The sequence below is a fragment of the Shewanella marisflavi genome (assembly GCF_023283925.1).
Lineage (GTDB): Bacteria > Pseudomonadota > Gammaproteobacteria > Enterobacterales > Shewanellaceae > Shewanella > Shewanella marisflavi.
Map to the genome: position 1 here is coordinate 750030 of NZ_JAKIKX010000001.1, position 19488 is coordinate 769517.

Annotated in this window: 21 protein-coding genes; 9 read left to right on the plus strand and 12 right to left on the minus strand. The window is 49.2% G+C overall.

What is annotated here, in order from left to right:
- Window positions 1–436: 436 nt before the first annotated feature.
- Window positions 437–1747 carry a hypothetical protein gene (locus tag L2712_RS03205; RefSeq protein WP_248976857.1) on the plus strand — a complete coding sequence of 437 codons (1311 nt, stop codon included), beginning with the start codon at window positions 437–439 and terminating at the stop codon, window positions 1745–1747.
- Between the two features lie 571 nt (window positions 1748–2318).
- Here the strand turns inward: L2712_RS03205 and ruvX are convergent.
- From ruvX to L2712_RS03225, 4 genes are all read right to left on the minus strand, one after another.
- A complete protein-coding gene (ruvX, locus tag L2712_RS03210; RefSeq protein WP_088905157.1) occupies window positions 2319–2738 on the minus strand; it encodes a Holliday junction resolvase RuvX in 420 nt (139 codons plus the stop codon).
- Window positions 2739–2759: 21 nt separating this feature from the next.
- Complete coding sequence (locus tag L2712_RS03215; RefSeq protein ID WP_088905156.1) at window positions 2760–3317, minus strand: YqgE/AlgH family protein; 558 nt, start codon at window positions 3315–3317, stop codon at window positions 2760–2762.
- Window positions 3318–3333: 16 nt separating this feature from the next.
- Window positions 3334–3663 carry a stress response translation initiation inhibitor YciH gene (gene yciH / locus L2712_RS03220; protein ID WP_033538653.1) on the minus strand — a complete coding sequence of 110 codons (330 nt, stop codon included), beginning with the start codon at window positions 3661–3663 and terminating at the stop codon, window positions 3334–3336.
- A 195-nt stretch (window positions 3664–3858) separates the two neighbouring features.
- Window positions 3859–4173: a hypothetical protein gene (locus tag L2712_RS03225; protein ID WP_248976858.1), complete on the minus strand. Its 315-nt coding sequence runs from the start codon at window positions 4171–4173 to the stop codon at window positions 3859–3861.
- Between the two features lie 172 nt (window positions 4174–4345).
- On the opposite strand from L2712_RS03225, the gene L2712_RS03230 reads away from it, so the two are divergent.
- The gene (locus L2712_RS03230) at window positions 4346–4909 is read left to right on the plus strand and encodes a DUF4136 domain-containing protein (RefSeq protein ID WP_088905154.1); all 564 of its coding nucleotides are present in this window, start codon (window positions 4346–4348) and stop codon (window positions 4907–4909) included.
- 181 nt (window positions 4910–5090) lie between these two features.
- Complete coding sequence (locus L2712_RS03235; protein WP_033538625.1) at window positions 5091–5540, plus strand: DUF924 family protein; 450 nt, start codon at window positions 5091–5093, stop codon at window positions 5538–5540.
- A 118-nt stretch (window positions 5541–5658) separates the two neighbouring features.
- On the opposite strand, the gene L2712_RS03240 is transcribed toward L2712_RS03235, so the two are convergent.
- Window positions 5659–6534, minus strand: a complete 876-nt coding sequence (locus L2712_RS03240; protein WP_248976859.1) for a LysR family transcriptional regulator — start codon at window positions 6532–6534, stop codon at window positions 5659–5661.
- An 85-nt stretch (window positions 6535–6619) separates the two neighbouring features.
- Between L2712_RS03240 and L2712_RS03245 the strand changes: the two genes are divergently transcribed.
- The 3 genes from L2712_RS03245 (at window position 6620) to L2712_RS03255 (ending at window position 8667) form a co-directional block, all read left to right on the plus strand.
- Window positions 6620–7048, plus strand: coding sequence for a PACE efflux transporter (locus L2712_RS03245; RefSeq protein WP_248976860.1), 429 nt, complete (start codon window positions 6620–6622; stop codon window positions 7046–7048).
- A 155-nt stretch (window positions 7049–7203) separates the two neighbouring features.
- Window positions 7204–7812, plus strand: a complete 609-nt coding sequence (locus L2712_RS03250) for an OmpA family protein (protein ID WP_248976861.1) — start codon at window positions 7204–7206, stop codon at window positions 7810–7812.
- A 30-nt stretch (window positions 7813–7842) separates the two neighbouring features.
- Window positions 7843–8667: a mechanosensitive ion channel family protein gene (locus L2712_RS03255; RefSeq protein WP_248976862.1), complete on the plus strand. Its 825-nt coding sequence runs from the start codon at window positions 7843–7845 to the stop codon at window positions 8665–8667.
- Between the two features lie 87 nt (window positions 8668–8754).
- On the opposite strand, the gene L2712_RS03260 is transcribed toward L2712_RS03255, so the two are convergent.
- Entirely contained in the window at window positions 8755–9399 is a 645-nt protein-coding gene (locus L2712_RS03260) for a trimeric intracellular cation channel family protein (protein ID WP_248976863.1), read from the minus strand.
- 306 nt (window positions 9400–9705) lie between these two features.
- Between L2712_RS03260 and ltaE the strand changes: the two genes are divergently transcribed.
- On the plus strand, window positions 9706–10713 hold the full coding sequence (ltaE, locus tag L2712_RS03265; protein WP_248976864.1) for a low-specificity L-threonine aldolase: 1008 nt from the start codon (window positions 9706–9708) through the stop codon (window positions 10711–10713).
- Window positions 10714–10818: 105 nt separating this feature from the next.
- On the opposite strand, the gene L2712_RS03270 is transcribed toward ltaE, so the two are convergent.
- The 3 genes from L2712_RS03270 to L2712_RS03280 all read right to left on the minus strand — a co-directional run bounded on the left by L2712_RS03270 (window position 10819) and on the right by L2712_RS03280 (window position 14832).
- A complete protein-coding gene (locus L2712_RS03270; RefSeq protein ID WP_088905149.1) occupies window positions 10819–11595 on the minus strand; it encodes a hypothetical protein in 777 nt (258 codons plus the stop codon).
- A gap of 88 nt (window positions 11596–11683) precedes the next feature.
- The gene (locus L2712_RS03275; protein ID WP_248976865.1) at window positions 11684–13321 is read right to left on the minus strand and encodes an alkaline phosphatase; all 1638 of its coding nucleotides are present in this window, start codon (window positions 13319–13321) and stop codon (window positions 11684–11686) included.
- A 14-nt stretch (window positions 13322–13335) separates the two neighbouring features.
- Window positions 13336–14832 carry an alkaline phosphatase gene (locus L2712_RS03280; protein ID WP_033538652.1) on the minus strand — a complete coding sequence of 499 codons (1497 nt, stop codon included), beginning with the start codon at window positions 14830–14832 and terminating at the stop codon, window positions 13336–13338.
- 284 nt (window positions 14833–15116) lie between these two features.
- Here L2712_RS03280 and L2712_RS03285 point away from each other — a divergent pair, with 284 nt between their 5' ends.
- Entirely contained in the window at window positions 15117–15485 is a 369-nt protein-coding gene (locus L2712_RS03285) for an acyl-CoA thioesterase (RefSeq protein ID WP_033538616.1), read from the plus strand.
- A gap of 65 nt (window positions 15486–15550) precedes the next feature.
- Here the strand turns inward: L2712_RS03285 and L2712_RS03290 are convergent, their stop codons facing one another.
- The 3 genes from L2712_RS03290 to L2712_RS03300 form a co-directional block, all read right to left on the minus strand.
- The gene (locus L2712_RS03290) at window positions 15551–15757 is read right to left on the minus strand and encodes a hypothetical protein (RefSeq protein WP_033538615.1); all 207 of its coding nucleotides are present in this window, start codon (window positions 15755–15757) and stop codon (window positions 15551–15553) included.
- A 124-nt stretch (window positions 15758–15881) separates the two neighbouring features.
- Complete coding sequence (locus L2712_RS03295) at window positions 15882–17183, minus strand: NAD(P)/FAD-dependent oxidoreductase (protein WP_248976866.1); 1302 nt, start codon at window positions 17181–17183, stop codon at window positions 15882–15884.
- Between the two features lie 313 nt (window positions 17184–17496).
- Window positions 17497–17871 carry a hypothetical protein gene (locus tag L2712_RS03300; RefSeq protein ID WP_033538613.1) on the minus strand — a complete coding sequence of 125 codons (375 nt, stop codon included), beginning with the start codon at window positions 17869–17871 and terminating at the stop codon, window positions 17497–17499.
- A 456-nt stretch (window positions 17872–18327) separates the two neighbouring features.
- Between L2712_RS03300 and L2712_RS03305 the strand changes: the two genes are divergently transcribed.
- A complete protein-coding gene (locus tag L2712_RS03305) occupies window positions 18328–19485 on the plus strand; it encodes an efflux RND transporter periplasmic adaptor subunit (protein ID WP_248976867.1) in 1158 nt (385 codons plus the stop codon).
- Window positions 19486–19488: the final 3 nt, after the last annotated feature.

Here is a 19488-nt window from a genome sequence, read left to right on the forward strand (position 1 = left end):
TTTGACAGTGTTTAGAGTCAAAAGCTAACAGGTTTTTGCCCCAAAATGAGTTAACAAGTTGTCGGTTGGCCAGTAACGAACCAACTTTCTAGCCTAGAAGTTTTTATCGCTACACTTCTCCCCATCAAAAAACTGGATCAGTATACAGTCATATTAAAATCATAAGGATTTTGAACGATTTCCATCCGGTATCTGTGCGCTTTTTCACATTCTTTTTTAAGTTAATGTGATTAAAATCAACCGTTTAATCTATTCGTTAAATAGATAATAGGTTTGGAAAACGCGCATGCACATTTTTGCAGATGGTATATTTGGAAAAATGCTGATAAGTTCATTACATACAGATAGTTAGCTGTGCGCGTTTTCACTAGTCGAATGAGGTAAACGCGCATGCGCACTAATAAGCTGTTAACTGCCACCGAAGTAAGGAAGCATCGTGAAAAATTTTGAGCTAGAATCTCTCTCAGAAAAAATCCATTTCGGAAAAACAAAAGAGTATTTCGGTGAAGTAGTGACTTCATATCAAAACCAATGTTACCGCTCTTCTGTTGTGATGCTATGGTCTGTAATCATTTCTGATCTCGTCTATAAACTGCAAAATTTAGTTGATCAATATGGTGATACTACAGCATCTCGAATTTTAGCAGGCATTAAAAAAGCTCAAGATGATGATCCTAAATCTCCTAATTGGGAGCTAAAGCTTCTCGATGACGTTTACAATAAAACAGATTTTATTGATAGTTCGGAATACGAAAATTTAAGATATCTTCAAAAACAAAGACACCTATCGGCTCACCCTGTTTTAAGACAAAATTTAGAGCTTTATAAACCGAACAAAGAAACTGTTCGATCACTTATCCGAAATGCTTTGGAAGGCGTTTTAATAAAACCACCATTTTACACACAAAAAGTGATAGCAGAGTTTCTTGAAGATCTCGACGAGGCTAAAGTAGCTACCAACTCTTTCTCTAAGTTAAAAAGATACATTTCTAGTCGATATTTAGAACGTTTATCCCAAGATGTTGAGTTAGTTATTTTTAAAACTGTTTGGAGATTAACATTCAAGCTAACGGACGATAAGTGTAAAGAAAACAGGCAAGTTAACCTTTGGGTAATTCGTGCAATTACTGAAAGGCATTCCACACGCATTGTTGAGGAAATAAAAGGAAACGTTGAAGCATATAGTAATATCGCCGCTAGCGGTGAACCAATGGGTTTTTTGATGTTTTATTTGGCTTATAACCCAGAGGTTTATTCTTGTTTAAGTGAAGATGCAAAGTTAAAAATAAAACATGCAAAAGATTCAACTGTGTTGGGTAAATTGTATGGCTGGTTTATAGATGGAGATTTAAATAAACATTTTGACTTTCTCTGTACATGGTTTGCTAGTGACGAATACCCAACAATCTCTGATCAACAATGGGAGCACTTATTAGAGCTTTCTGATTCTGATGAATGGGAGGAACGTTTTTCTAAGTTAATTACTGTTTATTACTGTACATGCCGAAACTTCGATAACGCAGATCGTGTTTTTGTACAAATCGTCTTGCCTTATTTGAAGTATTTCACAAAAGACTCAGCAGTATTTATGCTTGAAAAAATAGAAACGAATAGGCAAGTTTGGGATCGAAGCCGTGCTGTTGCAGATCACCCTAAATTAAAAGATAGGTTTGATAAGCTGTTAGGTGATGATTTTGACTATAAAAAATACCCGAAGTTTTATAGTAATATTCAAACGGAAGAGTAATTGGCAGTTAACAAGTTGCTCAAACGGACAAAAAACAGCTGGCTTTTGCTCGTTCCTCGCTAACTTTAGCCAGCTATTTTATTGCCGCTTAGCAAAGCGTTATCCCAAAGACGTTTCTGTTCTAAAGCCAAATTTTAGATCTGTAAGCCTAACGGCTTTTTGTCCAGAACTTTCCCATACCGTCCAATCGAAGAGATGGATAACTGGGTGTAGATACGCCGGTGAGCTTCCGAAACAGGGATGTTTCGGCAGAGCCTACATGGAAGTATTTACGGCGTCTCACAGGCGTATCTGCACAAAAAAGCCTGCTGCCAAGCAATTCAAAACAGTGACGGTTAACGCTACAGTTAGCTTTACTAAGAGACGGACCAAGTTAGATGCTAGGTTTAGAAATCTCCGCCACCATTATCCCACTTACTGTTAGCAATCCAAGAACAACAGCGAATAGTGCTAGTTGGGTAAATGCTAACTACCCTTTGGGAATAGGTTAAAAAGGGAAAGTCTAACTCTAGGCAATAAAAGTCGCGCAGCAAAAAGCGGCCTTGTTTGGCCGCCATTTAACTATCAAATCTTAATAGAGATTCTCGAAATAGCTTTCGATGATGAGCACCGCCGACATGGAGTCGACCTGGCCCTTCGACAGGGCCTTGTAGCCCCCCATTTCAAACAGCCTGGCCTTGGCGTCGGCGGTGGTGAGGCGTTCATCCTGGGTGGCGGTCTTGACGCCGAAGCGGCCGTTGATGCGGTTGGCAAACTTGCGGGCCCTTTGGGTCATCTCCTGCTCTGTACCATCCATATTGAGGGGCAGGCCGACGACGATAAGGTCGGGTTTCCACTCGTTAATCAGTGCTTCTATCTCTTCCCATCTGGGAATGCCGTCGTTGGCCTTGAGAGAGGCGAGGGGCGTGGCGCTGCCGGTGATCTGCTGGCCGATGGCGACGCCTATGCTCTTGGTGCCAAAGTCGAAGCCCAAGACACTTGCTGAACTCATAACGAATTTTATCCTTTGTTTTTAGGCGTGACCTGTCTGGGATGAGAGTTGCCAGATATCAAAGCCCAATGATTCGGTGGCCTTTTGCCAGCGCTGATCGTGCTCAGTGTTGAACATAAGATCTGTATTGGCGGGGATGGAGAGCCAGGTGTTGTCGGCCAGTTCCTGTTCAAGCTGGTGGCGTCCCCAACCCGCGTAGCCCAGGGCGACGATAAACTGCTCCGGCGCCTCTTTGCTGCCCAATGAGGTGAGCACGTCTCTTGAGGTAGTGAGCATAAGATCGTCACTGATCTGCTGGCTGTTGCTCCATTGATTTTGCGGCGTGTGCAGCACAAAGCCTTTCTCTTGCCCCACGGGGCCGCCCACCACAACCTTACTGTTAATGCTGTCTATGGTGTGAAAATCATCCAGCTCCATCTGTCTGAGCAGCTCATTGACATCGACCCCTATAGGGCGATTGATCATCAGCCCCATCGCACCTTGCTCATTGTGTTCGCACAGGTAGATCACGCTTCGCTCGAAGAAAGTATCTTTGAGCGATGGCATGGCAATGAGTAAATGATTTTGCAAACTATCCATCTAGCACTCCAATGGGTTATCCACCCGCCAGTTTGACCTGATAATTGAGTTTTTCCAGTAAGGTTTTCAGCAGCTCTCTGTTATCTGTCTGCACCTCTATGTTGAACTCTTTTACTGTGCCGCCGCAGCCACACTGTTTTTTGAGTTTCTGTGCTAACGCTTTAAGCTCTTTCTCATCTAGGCCCAAGCCCTTGATGACAGAGACGCCTTTGCCTTTACGGCCCTTACTGTCTTTATGGATTCTGACTATGCCGTCGCCCTGGGGCACGGCTTTGGTTTCTTTGGGTTGGTCGATTTTGCCGCCATCTGTGCTGTACACCAGGGCGATATTGGGATCGATTCTCATCATCTATCACACGCTTAACTAAGATACCCTGAGTTTACCAAATTGAAACTCCCTTGTGGGAGGAGTAATCGTTAGATACAAAAAAAAGACCACCCTAAGGTGGTCATGGATAGAAACAGATACCAAATGCAGGGAGGTATCCCAAGGCGACAGGCGTGCTGACGCAATTAGTGAGCAAAACTGTTCATGCAAAAATTAGAGATATTGCAGCGCCAACATCACTAGCGACAGGCCGGTATAGGCGGCGCAGGGCAGAATAAAGCGGTGAAAACGGCTGATGGCTACGCTGCAGCCAGTTAGGGCGAAGCCTATGGCTATGCTGGCATGGCTTGAGGTATAGCCTAATGCCAGGGCAATCATCAAGATGATGAGTGCCAGCAAGGGCAGAGTAAAAAGCAGCCACTGTGACGGCTGAATTTTGGCATTGTCGGCTATGGGAGCTGCCAACGTTTTTGGGGCAAACATAAAGATGGCGCTGGCGATAATAAATGCAGTGATAAACCAAGTCATGGCTAAAACCTCTATAACCTTAATTGATAATCATTATCATTTAGGCGTTTATTGAAGTCAAGCTGAATGAATTGTTATTTACAATAAAGAAGAGTTGTAGAACAGAGGTTTGCTATGTAAGCTTTAGGATAAATCCTGATATTAGTCATGTCTAAAACATGCTGGAGAGTTTATGAAAAAGGTGATTATCTTAGCCGCCGCACTGGCCTTATCTGGGTGTAGCACACTAAAAACTAGCTCTGATTACGATCCCAAAGTCAATTTCGATGAGGTAAAGAGCTATGCATGGGTGGTTAAGAAGACTGATGACACCACCTATAACTTAGATGGCTTGATGGATCAGCGTGTCCGTGAGGCGGTTAATCGTGAGCTGCAGATGAAGGGCCTAAGTCAGGTTGAAGCCGATAGCGCCGATATACTGGTGAACTACTTCACCAAGGTGGACAAGAAGATTAATGTCGATACCTTTAATACCAATTTTGGTTATGACCCCTATTACTATGGCCCGGGTTGGGGCTGGGGCAGCAGTGTACGCACCCAGACCACAGTGCGAGAGTACGAGGTGGGTACCCTAGTGCTGGATATGATCAATAGAGAATCAGGAAAGTTGATTTGGCGCGGCTCGGTAGCCGATACCATAAGGGATAAGAGTACGCCAGAAGAGCGTGTCGAAGTGGTTAACAAGGCGGTAGCGGCTATGATGCTCAACTACCCACCACAGAAAGAGGCTAAATAGCCCATCGTCTTGCGATAAAAGCGGCCTGTAGGTCGCTTTTTTTTATCTCTTTTTCTTCGATAAAAGTGCAGCGCCCTCGAGGATTCGACCAAAGTCCAAGTTATTCGAGTACAGCCCAGGTGTTATGCTGCCTCGGCCAAGACTTTTTAAACTCATGATTTAATCGTATCTAGGGGGCAGCGTGGAACAGTTTTTACAGCAGTGGTTTCAGCACTATGAGAAGGGCGAGGGTGTCGAGGCGAAAGAGCTAAGTCAGGAGACACTCACTCATTGGCAACAGCTATTGAGCGGTGCCAAGTCGGGCGAGCTTGAGCATTGGCAGAAGAATCCGCCAGGACGCCTAGCGTTAATTCTTCTCATGGGACCGGTCGCTCACTTGCTGGAAGACGAGGCGGCGCTGTCACTGCAACTTAAGGCACGCGACCTTTGCGTCTCAGGTGTGGATCGCGGCTTCGACACTCAGTTAGAGCCGCTGCAACGTCGCTGCTTCTATGATCCCCTGTTTTATTCAGCTAAGAGTGAAGACAGGGCATTATTGATTCGTTTGCTTGAAGGCTTGCAATCTCAGTTGGCCACTTCATCAAGGCCTGCCTGGAGCCACTGGTATCAACAGGCGTCACTGAGCCACTAAAAAGATACAATAGGCGGGCGATAGGCTCGCCTCATTCAGCTCACTTATCATCACTGGATGAACCGCAAATGCTCTACCTGACAGGGTAAGCGGATTCGGCTTATCTACTTTATAGGCGTTAGGCGATGGCCGCCCGCAAGATTTGACGAAACACCTGACTCACCTCTTGGTTGACACTGCTGTGCTGAATCAAATCCACGTTGGCTATCCAGCCCATCTGTTCCATGTCGAGCGGAATATGGCGCAATTGCCCTTTGGCCAAGGCTTCCTGCGCCAGATGCTCTGGCAGTAGCGCCCAACCGAAACCCGACTTTGCCAAATCGAGCAGGGCATAATAATTGTCTGCCAGCCAGAGCTGCGGCGAGTGCTCCGCCTGAAAACTCCACTCTTGACCCTGCTTGCTGCCAATGGTGAGCTGACGGTAGAGCTTTAAGCTGTCGAGATTATTCATTTTCTCCTGGGCCAGCGGATGATGTGGGCTGACCACAGGTTCAAATTTCACCGACCCCAGAGATTCAAAATCTATCTGCTGTGGGTAAATCTCTTCACTAAAAATCACCCCCATATCGACACTTTGCTGTCTCACCTGCTCGATGATTTCCCGACTGGGCAGGGTGCGAAGCTCAAGCTGGATCAAGGGATATTTATCGGCAAATAGATTCAGGTGCTGGCTAAGTTCAGAGAAGGGCACCCCTTCATCGATCGCCAGACGGAACTGCTGTGGCAAGCCAGCGTCAAGCGAGGTGACAAGTGATTGCAGCCTAAGGTGCTGGGCGATCACTGCCTTGGCCTGAGGCAACAGGGCCTCTCCAGCCGCTGTGAGTATTGGATAGCGACCAGAGCGATCGAACAGCTCATGGCCACAGTCTATCTCCATGTTGATGATCTGCTGGCTCACGGCAGATTGCACCTTGTTAAGGTGCCTGGCGGCGGCCGAGAAGGAGCCTGTCTCCACCGTCGCTAAGAAGAGCTGCAGTTGTTCCAGTGTCGGCATATCGTAAAACCAGATGGTACCTACCTTTTACCTATCTTATTTAGGGATGAAAATAGGTGCAAGTTAATATGTTGGAGGTCAGATAATGTCTACTACAGAAAGAATCCTACATGCTGCGCTGTTTGAGCTCTTTGCCTTGGCATTTGTGGTGCCTATTGCTATCTGGTTTACTGGTCACAGCTTGGGTGAGATGGCGGCGGTCGGTGTAGGTCTTAGCCTATATACCATGATATGGAACTATGGCTATAACCTTTGGTTTGATCGGTATTTGGGGGATGAGCGCACCAAGCGCTCGCTTAAGCTGCGTGTGGTTCACGCACTGGGTTTCGAAGGCGGCCTGGTGTTTGTCTCTGTACCTGCGGTGGCCTGGTTTCTGGGCATCGCTATTTGGCAGGCACTGATGCTGGAAGCGGTATTTCTCGTGGTGTTTTTCTTCTATGCCATTATTTTTAACTGGCTTTTTGATTGGGCAAGATCTAAGTTTTATGGGCAACGTCTTAACTCGGAAGCATAAGCTGGCATTAACTGGCTAAGTAATGGCTAAAATGATAATTAATTTCATTAGATAGATATTCTTATATTGGAGATGCAGGCAGAAGGATATAAAATGTATTCCTGTCTGCATCTTTATATTTGATTGTTTTTCATGCCTTTTGAGGTACCTTCGGCATGAGTAACTTAAAAGTGGCTAGGCTTGAAATGAGCAAGACTTCTACCCGTAAGCTAAAACGCTTGATGCTAAGTCTGCTTGGCAGCTTGTGGTTCACTGGCGCCATCGCCGCTCAAGGGGTCATTGACAGTGACCTTGATGGCGTGCCCGACGGTAAAGATGCTTGCCCTAAGACGCGTGCGAATGTGGCGGTCGATGCCAGAGGCTGTGAGATACAAGAGGCTGATAGCCAGTGCCTTATGGCTAAGGGGCAGTTACTTACCGACTGTGATAAGGGGACTGTGAGCATCTATTTCGCCTTTGCCAGCGCCGAGATAGCAATATCCCAGTGGTCGCAGCTGGCCCGAGTGAAAACTTTTTTGCAGCACAAGAATGCACGGCTTATCTTGGTGGGGCATACGGATAATATAGGCTCAGAAGCCTTCAATCTTGCGCTGTCGCGTCAGAGAGCCGAGCGGGTAAAACAGATTTTAGTAGAAGATTATGGATTTCAGGCGGAGCGATTTTCAATCGTCGCCAAAGGCGCCAGCGAGCCCATCAGTAATAATGAAGGGGAGAGCGGGAGAGCCTTGAACCGCCGCGTTGAGTTTATGGTTGAGGCCAGATAATGACTGGCCCGTATAATTAGGGAGCGTTACATGGAAAATTTGGATAAGTATATCGAGCAGGCGCCTGATCTGATCGTGACCTATGGTCTTAAGGTGGTCTTCGCCATTATCATCTTTATTATTGGTAAGTATCTGGCCAATGTGGCTAAGAAGCTTACCACTAAGTTGATGAATAAGCGTAAGATTGACAAAACCGTGGTCTCTTTCGTGGCCAACATGGCCTGGGCCTTGGTGTTTGTGTTTACCGTGATCGCCACACTGGGTCAGATTGGCGTGCAAACGGCTTCTTTGGTTGCCGTTATCGGTGCCGCCGGCTTGGCTGTTGGCTTGGCGCTGCAAGGCTCGCTATCTAACTTCGCCTCAGGCGTGCTTATGGTTCTGTTTCGTCCATGCCGCGTTGGTGATTATATTGAGGCTGCAGGTATTGCCGGTACGGTGGATGAGATCACCATCTTCTCAACCAAGCTGCGCACCCCAGACAACAAGGTGATCGTGGCGCCTAACTCATCAATCATGAACGGCACCATCACCAACTACTCTGCTATGGAGACACGCCGCATCGATTTAGTGATTGGTGTGTCTTACGATGCCGATCTTAAGCAGACCAAAGAAGTGCTCAAGCATGTACTCGATAACAATGCTTACATCCTTAAAGATCCCGCTTACACTGTGGCATTGACCGAATTGGCTGACTCTTCGGTTAACTTCGTGGTGCGTCCTTGGGTGAAAGGTAGCGACTACTGGCCAGCCCGTTTTGAGATCTTAGAGCAGATCAAGTTGGCACTGGACGAGAACAACATAGGTATTCCATATCCACAGATGGATATCTATGTCAAAGAGACGCCAGCGGCATAAGCCTGATGGTTTGATATGAGAAAGGTCGGCAATTGCCGACCTTTTTTGTGCCTGAATGTAGGCGCTCCAGGCTGAGCGCAATCCCATTTAGTGGGCCTGACTGTCCTGGTTGCCATGCTGATAGTCGAACTTAGGCATACCCCAGTGGTAGCGAATGGCCAGCATGCGGAAGCTAAAGCCGACACTCAGGCTGATGGCCAGGTTAATCCACTCGGCGACCTCATAGTTGCGCAGTAAGATATAGAGGCTAGCCGTGGTCAGCGCGACCAAGGCGTAGAGCTCCTTTTTAAAGATCAGCGGCACCTGATTACAGAGAATGTCGCGGATCACGCCACCGAAGACGCCCGTTACGACGCCCATGACGATGGCCAACGTCGGACTATAGCCTAACATCAAGGTCTTCTGGGCGCCGATAATGGAAAACACCGCTAGCCCCAGCGCATCTATGGTAAGAAATAGCTTGGAGAGGTAGCGCATTACGGGCGAGATAATTACAGTCAACAGCGAAGCGAAGGCGATGGCCAGCAGGTAGTGAATATTCTCTACCCAGATAAGGGGATAATTGCCCAGGAGAATGTCCCGCAGGGTTCCGCCACCTATGGCTGTGGCGCAGCCTATGATGACCACACCAAACAGATCCATCTGTTTTCTGCCGGCGCATAGGGCGCCTGTCATGGCCTCGGCCAGTATGCCGATGAGCCAGAGTAGGGTGATAAATTCAGCTTCTTGCATTGTCGATTCAGTCGGAAAAAAAGAGAGCGCATATTGCCAGTGAGCAATGACAAAGAACAGCGAGATTTTTTGAGAATTTAGGATTAGATTTTTTAATCTTTTACCTGTTGCTTAGAACTCTTGGTTGCCGATTTCTTGCCGTTTTGGCACTTGCTGGAGAAAGTAGCCGGATTAGTTTATTCAGGTTAACTGGCCCGTCTTTAGGCTTTAGATAAGAATTTTTGTTGTTGGTGCTAGCGAGCCCCGTCGGTGAAGAGTACTATTTCAGCTCTGTGTAGCAGTTTAAGATGAGTAGGACGGGGGAAAATGATCGATTTTCGAAGTGATACGGTAACCCAGCCAACGGCCGCAATGCGCCGTGCGATGGCAGATGCCCAGGTGGGCGATGATGTATATGGTGACGACCCCAGTGTAAATCGTCTCGAGGCGATGGCCGCCGAGCGTTTTGGTTTCGAAAGTGCCCTGTTTACCTCGTCGGGCACCCAAGCTAACCTGCTGGCGTTGATGTCCCATTGTGACCGAGGCGACGAGTATCTCTGTGGTCAGCAGGCGCATAACTATAAGTTTGAAGGTGGTGGCGCCGCCGTGCTGGGCAGTATTCAACCCCAGCCACTTACTAATCAGGCCGATGGCAGCATCTTGCTGTCTGATATCGAGGCGGCCATTAAGCCGGACGATTTCCACTTTGCCCGCACTCGTTTGTTGAGCCTGGAAAACACCATAGGTGGCAAGGTGTTGCCCCAGTCTTATCTGGCCGATGCTCAGGCACTGGCCTTTAATAAGCGACTCAAGATCCATTTAGATGGTGCCCGTGTTGCCAATGCCGCTGTGGCGCAGAATCTGGATATTGCCGACATTACCCAACACTTCGACTCAGTTTCGATCTGCCTATCAAAAGGGTTGTGCGCCCCGGTAGGCTCGCTGCTACTTGGCGATGAACGACTGATCAACAAGGCCCGTCGCTGGCGTAAGATGCTCGGCGGCGGGATGCGTCAGGCGGGGATTCTGGCGGTTGCCGGTGAGATTGCCCTGAACGATCAGGTATCACGCTTGGCAATCGATCATGAAAACGCCCGTAATCTGGCTGAACGGCTAAGCACCCTCGATGAGTTTGAGGTGGACCTTAATGAAGTGCAGACCAATATGTTGTTTGCCCGGGTGGCCGACGGGGTCGCTATCGATAGCTTAGCTAAGTCGTTGAAGCAACATGGCATCTTGATTAGTCCTGGTAAGACGCTGAGGTTGGTCACCCACGCCGATATCCGCCGCGAAGATATCGATTTCTTTATCGATAAGCTCAAGGCGCTGCTCTAAGTCAGAATTTGTGCTTGTACCACAATGCAAAAAGCCATCCTTGAGATGGCTTTTTTACCTAAGCACTTTTTACTTAAGCAATGGTCGACTTGCTGTTAGGCATGATTAATGCTGATGGCCGTGGCCGCCTTCAAGCTGCTGGCCGTCTGCTGAGTAGAAGCCTGAGCTGCCATGCTGAATAAAGCCCTGGGTGATCATCTTGGCGATGAAAGGGTCGGCTTCGCTGTCGCCCACATCGGCAAAGTCGAGATCCTGATACCCCGAGGTTAAGCTGGCAAAATGTTCCTGGCTAACCTGAGTTAGCTTGGTCAGCTGGTAGTGAACCACTTGCTCGCCCTGAGTGATGGTTAGGCTGGCGGGCAGTTTGAGGTCGCTTATCCAGTCGAGAGTCAAGGATTGTTGCTCACCTTGATGCTGGTAGGCTTGGCGCGAGAAGCAGGCATCTTGATGTTGCTCGCCCTTATCGAATTGGTTCACTGCGGCAGGTGAGAGCAGGTGAAACTGTTTGTCGAGATCCGTGTGGATATTGAGTGCTAGCAGATCGCTACGGCGATAGCTGATAGAGCGCTTATGCTCGGGAAAGTAGCGCACATACTCGCCGTTCTTCTGCCAGGCTTCATAGCTGATGGGGCCTCGTTGGTAGATGATGGTGTCATCGAAGCGTGTCAGGGTTAGCTGATGCTGCTGAGCCTTGTCGCCTGTGCCAATAGTGATTTGATAGTTGGCCTGAAAGCGTGTGGCCTGAGTGGCGCTGTCACAGATAAAAGCGCCGCTTTGGGCATGAGCATGCCCCTGACTGTGTGCCAAAGTGGGTAGGCTGAAGGCCAAAGTGCAGGCAACGCCTAGGAAGAGTGAGACAGACTTGAGTGTTGTGCGAGACATATTAGACCTACTGATGTTTCTCTAAAATCAAATAAGCAGCCTGATACCTTAGTGTCTAAAAGGGCATCAGGCTGCGGGGCGTAGCGCCTTATTGCGCTGCGGCGGTTTCTGCCTTGTTGACTAGGTCACCGGCGAAGTTCATCACATGGAAGATGTGATTCTGCTCGACTGTGCCTTCCACTAAGCTGGCGCCAGGGCCACGAGCGAAGATGGCCACATCTTCACCGGCGTGGGTTTCACTTCCTAGTGGTACCAGAGCTTCCTGATGGAAACCTGCACTCTGGGTGTCGACATAGTTCAGATCCACACGACCAGGCGCTGCGGCGTAGTTGTATCGCTCGTCACCACCGGTTGTCAGTGAGCCAAAGCCCAGACCGTTGGCATAGCCCACTGTGGTGTAGGGCAGGCCGTTGGCATCGGTAGAGTTAGTGACCGAGGGTTGACCGTTGGCATCGTTACTCTTCACTAAGCCAAGGATTGGGTTACCTCGGGTTGGATAGCCTGCGATTGTGAACACATGGCTGTGGTCAGCGGTAACCATCAGCAGAGTGTCTTTAGCCGAAGTTTTTTCCATAGCGACACGTACCGCTTCAGAGAGCGCTATGGTGTCGTACAGGGCTCTAGCCGCATTACCTGCGTGGTGAGCATGGTCGATACGACCCGCTTCGACGATCAGCACGAAACCTTTGTCGTTCTTGCTCAGAATGTCGATACTCTTGGCCGTCATCTCTGCCAGTGAAGGTTCGCCATTAACGCCAGCTTCGACTCTGTCGTAGTCATATTCCATGTGAGATGAGTTAAACAGACCTAAGGCGTGCTCTGTGGTGCTTGTATCCATCGCCAGGAAGCTATCACGGTCGGTAACATAGCTGGCGTTAGGATACTGCGCTAGCCACTCGGCCGTTAGATCGCGACCATCATTACGCTTCCCCGACTTACCTTCTGGATCCACCACAGTATTGGGGATAAAGGCACGGCGACCGCCGCCCATGACCACGTTGATCCCTTTGCCGTTGTTAAAGTCCAGCATCTGGGCGGCAATATCTTTACAGCCGTTGGTCACAGCTTCGGCCGGTAGATTGCTGTCGGCTTCCCAGTTACGCTCTGGTACGTGGGCATAGGTTGCTGCCGGTGTCGCATGAGTAACGCGAGCAGTTGATACCACACCAGTAGACATGCCCGCCATGGCGGCCAGTTCCAGTGAGGTGACCAGGTCTTGTCCTGAGGTCGTTGAACAGACACCGCGCTCGACGCCTTCGGCCTGGGAGATCACCCCTACGTCAGTCTTCACACCTGTGACCATAGCAGTCATGGTGCCGGCAGAGTCAGGTGTCTGACCGTCGACGTTATAGGTTTTGGCTAGACCCAGGTGAGGCAGGGTTTCGAAAGAGAGCGAGTTCTCTTCACCGGTTTGCCCCTTAAGCTGACCATCTAAGATACGTGCCGCCGTCACGGTTGATACGCCCATGCCGTCACCCACGAAAAGAATGATGTTCTTGGCTGCGCCCGCTTGGTTGTTCTTGGCCATGTCTGCCGCCTTGGTGACGCGGTTTTGACCATCGACATACCATTGATTCACGCCGGTCCAATCTTTACCATCTGCGCCGTTGCCACCGTCTGTGCCTGGTGTTCCGGCTACGCCGTCTTTGCCGTTGTCACCGTCGCTACCACAAGCCCCTAGGCCGAGAATGGCGGCTAAAGACAGTACAAGTAATTTCTTATTCATTTTATTGCTCCCAATTAATACTTAGTACCGCCAAGCGCTTGGGCTTGGTTGATAATGTGGAAAATGACGTTCTGTTCCATCACGCCTTGAACCAGATTTGCGCCTGGGCCTGTGGCATGCAGGCTGATGTCTTCACCAGCGTGGGTTTCGCTACCCATAGGGACAAGTGCCTGTTGCATGAAGTCTTTGTCTTGGGTATCGACAGAGGAGAGATCGTCACGATTACCCACAACGGCGCCTGGGCCATTGGTATAGCCCAAGGTGGTGTATGGTTTGCCATCCAGGGCGGTCGAAACAGTGCCGTCAACGCCGTGTACTAAGCCAAGGATAGGGTTACCACGCTTTGGATAACCTGCGATGGTGAACACATGGCTGTGGTCGGCGGTCACCAGGATCAGTGTCTCTTCAGGGTCGGTATTTTCTACCGCAGCCTTAACGGCGTTAGAGAGTTCGACGGCATCGGCTAAAGCGCGCTTGGCGTTACCCGCATGGTGAGCGTGGTCGATACGACCCGACTCGACAATCAGCAGGTAGCCGTTGTCGTTCTTCTTCAAAATCTCAAGCGATTTCTCTGTCATCTCGGTCAGTGAAGGTTCGCCGCCCACATCGTCGGCGCGATCGGCTTCATATTCCATGTGAGAGGAGTTGAACAGGCCTAGCAGGTGATCTGTGGTGCTGGCATCGATGGCGTCAAATGCTTCGCTGTTCCACACATAGGCGGCGTTGTCGAAGTTCTCGACCCAGGCCTTAGTGAGATCCAGACCATCCTTACGCTTACCTGTTTTGTTTTCACCATCGGTAACGGTTTCAGGAATAAAGGCGCGGCGACCGCCACCCAGGGCGACAGACAGGGCATTGTCCTTATCACGCATTACCATCTGATAGGCGATATCTTTACATTCGTTGGCAACGGCCTCGGCTGGTAGGTTACTGTCGGCTTCCCAGTTACGCTCAGGGCTGTTGGCATAGGTAGCAGCAGGCGTTGCGTGGGTGATACGTGCGGTACTCACCACACCGGTAGATAGGCCTTTGGCATTAGCGAGATCAACCAGGGTGACTAATTCGTTGCCCTTAGATGACAGGCAGTTACCACGTAGCGCTTGATCAGATACCGAGAGTACGCCCGCCTTAGACTTAACGCCTGTGGCGATGGCTGTCATGGTGCCGGCGCTGTCTGGGGTCTGTTGGTTGGTGTTATAAGTCTTTATTAGGGCGGTATGGTCGAACTTCTCGAAGCTTAAGAAGTTCTCTTCGCCGCCCTGGTTACCTGCCTGCTGCTGGCCTTGGTAGATACGCGCGGCGGTCAGGGTAGAGATCCCCATGCCATCGCCCACAAACAGAATGACGTTTTTGGCCTTAGCTTTGGTTTCTAGTGTGGCCTTGTCTGACACCCGCTCGGCACTTTCTTTATACCAATGGCTATCAGTTTGAACGCTGGGTAACACGGCGCTATTGGCGGCCATGGTTACTAGGCTGCAAGAGATCAACGCAGCTAATCTTTTTATCATCATCACTTTCATCATCCGTATTGGGTTGAAGTAAATTGTTCGCTATTTGAGATAAAGCGGCCTGATTGTCAGGGATGCAGATGACAGAACTGATGAATTTTGATTGCAATTATATGAAGCTAAGATGTAAGCCAAGGCGCTACCTTTGAATTAACTTGGTGCACCAAGCACTAAAATAGTGAGTTGGTTATTCAGTGTGAGTTTTTAAGTTGTTGTTTGTATTTGTTTTTGTTTGTTGGTCTGTTTCTTGTACGGCTAAAGGGTGAATTCAGAAGGGAGAGCCTGAAATGAAATATTACAGCCGTCGGTTTATTAAACCTGAACATTTAAACCCCGCCAATGCATTGTTCGGCGGACAGCTATTAAGTTGGATCGACGAGGAGGCGGCTATCTTTGCTGCCTGTCAGATGAACAGTCAAAGCATAGTGACCAAATTGATCTCTGAGATAAACTTTATGACCCCGGCCCGTCAGGGTGATGTGATTGAGTTTGGCTTAGAGTTGATTAGTGCAGGGGTGAGCTCTATTACCGTCTGTTGTGAGGTGCGCAACAAGGTGACACGACTGCCTGTGGTGACTATAAACAAGATGATATTCGTCAATGTGGATGAGAGCGGCTTGCCTAAGCCCCACGGTATACGTGCTAACGCCGCCTAATAAAAAAGGGCATTAACTGCCCTTTGTTATCTTTTCTTTTGCTAGCGCTGGTACTTATGCCGGCGCTAGTTTTCTTTGCTGAGATCTTCTTTTACCGATTTAACCGCATCGCGTGAGGCGTGACCAATAGCCTTAGTGGTGTCGCGGGTGGCGTGGCCGATATCTGTGGTGACTTCTTTGGTCGTCTGACCTATGGTACGACCGGCGTCTTTAAGTTCGGCACAAGCCGAGAGGGCGCCAAGGATCATAATAGCGCTAATAATTTTTTTCATAATGATCTCTTAGTTACAAATGCAACCCTATTTTAACCTGTAAGCGCTAAGAGTAACAGCCTCCCATGAGGGAGGCCATTGGTGGTCATTGGTGCATAGTGCTTGATACCTTACTGTTGGATACTTAGTGCAGCTTGAGGTGGGGGTGAATGATGCGGCTGATCCCCTTGGCGAACATCAGCAGAGTGCCTTTAAAAATCCCATGCAGCTCAATCAGGTGACGTCTGTAGAGCGAGGTGTAGACGAAGCGGGCTATCTTACCTTCAACCAGAACACCGCCACCGATAAAGGACATTAAATTCCCAACGGTATGAAACTTAGACAGGTTGACCAGAGAGCCGAGATCTTTGTACAGATACTCCTTGCTAGGCGTTTTTCCGCCTAACATCAAACAGATATTATCGGCGGTCATTAGCGCCATCTGGCGCGCCGACTGGCCTCTTGGTGGTACCCAGGAGCCGTCTGGTTGTGGGCAGGCGGCGCAATCGCCGATGGCGAAGATATAGGGATCTCGGGTAGTTTGCATATTGGGCTTCACCATCACCTGGTTAATCTGGTTGCTTTCCAGACCGCCGATGTCGCGCATAAAGTCCGGTGCCTTGACCCCGGTAGACCAGATAGTCATGTCGCTGGCAATGGTCTGGCCGTCGCAGGTATGCAGTTGATTTTCTTCGACCCTGTCTATGCGCGTACCTGTCATGACCCGAACACCTATCTGGTTGAGCTGCTTGGTCACCGCCAGTGAGATCTCCTGTTTCTCTACCTTGGGCAGAATGCGCGAGTCCGCCTCGATCAGCGTGACCTCTAATAGGCTGGTATCTATCTTGTAGCCGAAGCCGCTAAGCTGTTCCACGGCGTGGTGCATCTCGGCCGACATCTCGACCCCGGTTGCGCCAGCACCGACTACGGCAATCTTGATCTTATCGTCCAGCTGATGATGGCTGGCATAGCGCATGAACTTGTTAAGCAACATGGTGCGTATCTGCATCGCCTGTTCGGTGTTGTCGAGAAAGACGCAGTGTTCCCTTACACCTGGGATATTAAAGTCGTTGGCAATACTGCCGATGGCCAGCACCAGGTAATCGTAGTCGATGCGTCTTGCCGGTAGGAGTTCGTTACCCTTGTCATCGCTAATCGGCGCCAGGATCACCTGTTTGTGCTCGCGGTCGATATCTGTCATGGCACCTTGTTGAAAGTGGTAGCCATGGGCGGCGGCGTGGCTGCGATAGCTGATGGCGTCTATGCCGATATCCAATGCGCCTGTGGCGACCTCGTGGAGCAGGGGTTTCCAGATGTGACTGTCGGCGCAATCGATAAGGGTGATCTTTGCCTTGCCCTTACGACCGAGTTTACGACCCAGTTTGGTTGCGATCTCCATTCCACCTGCACCACCGCCGACGATGACGATATTGGCCACTGCACCCATGAGGTTGTTGCTCCCATTTTAAACTTAAGTTGAGACTAGGTTGACGTAATACGCCAGAAATAACTGTTTCAATTTCAGAAAAGTGTAAGCTTGTGGTGATATTTTGGCAATTAGCCTGGAATGGTGGGGATAACGGGCCAAAAATAAAGTTTTTGTTGGGTATGTTATTGTATTTTAATATTTTGTGTTTTTTAGTTTTTTCGCTTTATAGCGGTGTGTATCACATTCTGGCGCACGATAAATGTGATCTAGATTGTTTTGTAACCAGAAAAATGTGAGCCAGATCTTGTGCGGTCTGGCTCTGGAGGGATGGCTAAGCGATGGAGTTTAGCTTAGATAACCTCTGATGATAGTCTTTGATAAGATGCACCATGATCTCCTGCACCGAGCTGTCCTTGGTCGCATCGTCCATGAAGATCTTAAAGGTCACCAAAATGTGGCCATCATTTTTCAGTCGGTCACTCTGCATGGAGAAGTAGGCGCTTTCACCATCGGCTTCTCTCACGATAAAGCCATCTTGTTCGAAGATTCGGTGGCCAGATCTATCGTGCCACTTGGTGATGCGATTGAGGCCTATTTCGCATGACTGATTGAATTCGATATGGTTTTGCCAGGTAGTTGGGTGGGCGGGATCCTTAACGTGCGGGCATCTAACTGTGTAGTTATAGACATGGGAAATGGCTGTCATAAATTACCTTCCTGATTATGGATACAAGGGCCATCATAGGCACTGCATTTCTTTAGGGTCAAGATTTATTCGCCAGGCCTGTCCGGATACACTTTGTCTAGTGGAGAGACCCTTAACCTGTTGTAGCACGATGGGCTAAGGCATAACCTTGTGCTGTGTCTCACTTTTAAGCGCGTTTTGCCATTTGCTTAATAAAGCATCAGCTAATGGAGTCTGCTCCTCTTTCCCTGCTATGCCAGTTGCTGTTTCAATCACCCATGATGGCTTGTCATACCCAGTCGAAAACTTGATGAAAATGCTAACTAGGTCAGCTAATTGCACTTGCTATTCCTGGTTAAAGCATTAGCTTGTTACTAATATGATAAGCAGTTGTAAGACTTTAATTTGGCAATCTAACCTGTCTGCCGTCTGATAGACGTTATTCGTGGTTTGTCGCTTGGTGCTCTGGAGGCCCTAATGTTTGCTAGAAATGTATCATCTTTTTCTTGGTTTGCTCTGGTGACAGGGGCACTGCTGCTGACCGGTTGTGGCAAGGCGCCAGCTCCCGGTCCCGCGGTATTGCCCAGTGTGGTGGTGAATACTGCAGAGCTGAAGGAGATCAGGGCTAAGACAGAGATAGTGGGGCGCACGCGCGCCTCGGAAGATGTGGTGATCAAATCCCAGATCCAGGGGCAGTTGTTAAAGCGGACCTTTGTCGAAGGGGACGACGTGCAGGCGGGGGATCTTTTGTTTGAGATAGACCCCTCTACTTTTGAAGCTGAGCTGGCGCAGAAAAAGGCGCTACTAAAACAGGCTGTTGCCTCGCGAGACGTGGCAGTGATGAATTGGGAGCGAGGAAGTCGCCTGTTGCCCGATGGCATGATCAGCGCCCAGGATATGGATGAGCTCACCAGTCGAAAATTGACCACAGCGGCGGGCGTCGTTCAGGCAGAGGCCGCAGTGAAAGCCGCCGAGTTACAGCTAAGCTATACCAAGGTGTATGCGCCAATCTCTGGTCGCATCAGTGGTGCCAAAGTGAGTCAGGGCGATATCATTACGCCACAATCTGAGCTGGCCAGTCTGGTGCAGTTACAACCCATGTGGGTTAATTTTCAGGTCGCCGAAAAAACCATCATTTCCGCTAAACAGAATTTTGCCAAGGCGGCCAAGCATGAGGTTGAGTTGTCGGATATTGTCATAAGGTTACGTTTGCCCAATGGCACCATGTTTGAAGAGACAGGTTATATCGATTTTGTCAGTAACCGAGTCGACGCCGCGACCGGCACGCTAGAACTTAGAGCCACCTTTAAGAATGACAGCACATTGTTGCTGCCAGGTCTGTTTGTCACCTTAGTGATAGAGTCGCCCATCAGTGAGCAGGCCATTTTGATCCCACAGGCAGCAGTGCAGGAAGATCAGCAAGGCCGATTTGTGATGGTACTGGATGATGAAAATAAGGTGCAGAAGCGGGTCGTTGAACTGGGTAATCGTTTCGGTGTCGATTGGCGTGTCCTGAGTGGTCTCAATGAGGGAGAGCGTATCGTGGTGGATGGTCTACAGAAGATCCGCCCCGGGATTGAGGTCAATGCCGTTGAACAAGAGGTTGTGCCTTTTCAAGATGTCAACAATGGCTAATCG

Coding starts and splice junctions, on each gene's coding strand:
- ruvX (WP_088905157.1), bottom strand. CDS start 2,738: ATGAGTTCAGCAAGTGTCTTGGGCTTCGACTTTGGCACCAAGAGCATA.
- L2712_RS03215 (WP_088905156.1), bottom strand. CDS start 3,317: ATGGATAGTTTGCAAAATCATTTACTCATTGCCATGCCATCGCTCAAA.
- yciH (WP_033538653.1), bottom strand. CDS start 3,663: ATGAGAATCGATCCCAATATCGCCCTGGTGTACAGCACAGATGGCGGC.
- L2712_RS03225 (WP_248976858.1), bottom strand. CDS start 4,173: ATGACTTGGTTTATCACTGCATTTATTATCGCCAGCGCCATCTTTATG.
- L2712_RS03230 (WP_088905154.1), top strand. CDS start 4,346: ATGAAAAAGGTGATTATCTTAGCCGCCGCACTGGCCTTATCTGGGTGT.
- L2712_RS03240 (WP_248976859.1), bottom strand. CDS start 6,534: ATGCCGACACTGGAACAACTGCAGCTCTTCTTAGCGACGGTGGAGACA.
- L2712_RS03245 (WP_248976860.1), top strand. CDS start 6,620: ATGTCTACTACAGAAAGAATCCTACATGCTGCGCTGTTTGAGCTCTTT.
- L2712_RS03250 (WP_248976861.1), top strand. CDS start 7,204: ATGAGTAACTTAAAAGTGGCTAGGCTTGAAATGAGCAAGACTTCTACC.
- L2712_RS03255 (WP_248976862.1), top strand. CDS start 7,843: ATGGAAAATTTGGATAAGTATATCGAGCAGGCGCCTGATCTGATCGTG.
- L2712_RS03260 (WP_248976863.1), bottom strand. CDS start 9,399: ATGCAAGAAGCTGAATTTATCACCCTACTCTGGCTCATCGGCATACTG.
- ltaE (WP_248976864.1), top strand. CDS start 9,706: ATGATCGATTTTCGAAGTGATACGGTAACCCAGCCAACGGCCGCAATG.
- L2712_RS03270 (WP_088905149.1), bottom strand. CDS start 11,595: ATGTCTCGCACAACACTCAAGTCTGTCTCACTCTTCCTAGGCGTTGCC.
- L2712_RS03275 (WP_248976865.1), bottom strand. CDS start 13,321: ATGAATAAGAAATTACTTGTACTGTCTTTAGCCGCCATTCTCGGCCTA.
- L2712_RS03280 (WP_033538652.1), bottom strand. CDS start 14,832: ATGATGATAAAAAGATTAGCTGCGTTGATCTCTTGCAGCCTAGTAACC.
- L2712_RS03285 (WP_033538616.1), top strand. CDS start 15,117: ATGAAATATTACAGCCGTCGGTTTATTAAACCTGAACATTTAAACCCC.
- L2712_RS03290 (WP_033538615.1), bottom strand. CDS start 15,757: ATGAAAAAAATTATTAGCGCTATTATGATCCTTGGCGCCCTCTCGGCT.
- L2712_RS03295 (WP_248976866.1), bottom strand. CDS start 17,183: ATGGGTGCAGTGGCCAATATCGTCATCGTCGGCGGTGGTGCAGGTGGA.
- L2712_RS03300 (WP_033538613.1), bottom strand. CDS start 17,871: ATGACAGCCATTTCCCATGTCTATAACTACACAGTTAGATGCCCGCAC.
- L2712_RS03305 (WP_248976867.1), top strand. CDS start 18,328: ATGTTTGCTAGAAATGTATCATCTTTTTCTTGGTTTGCTCTGGTGACA.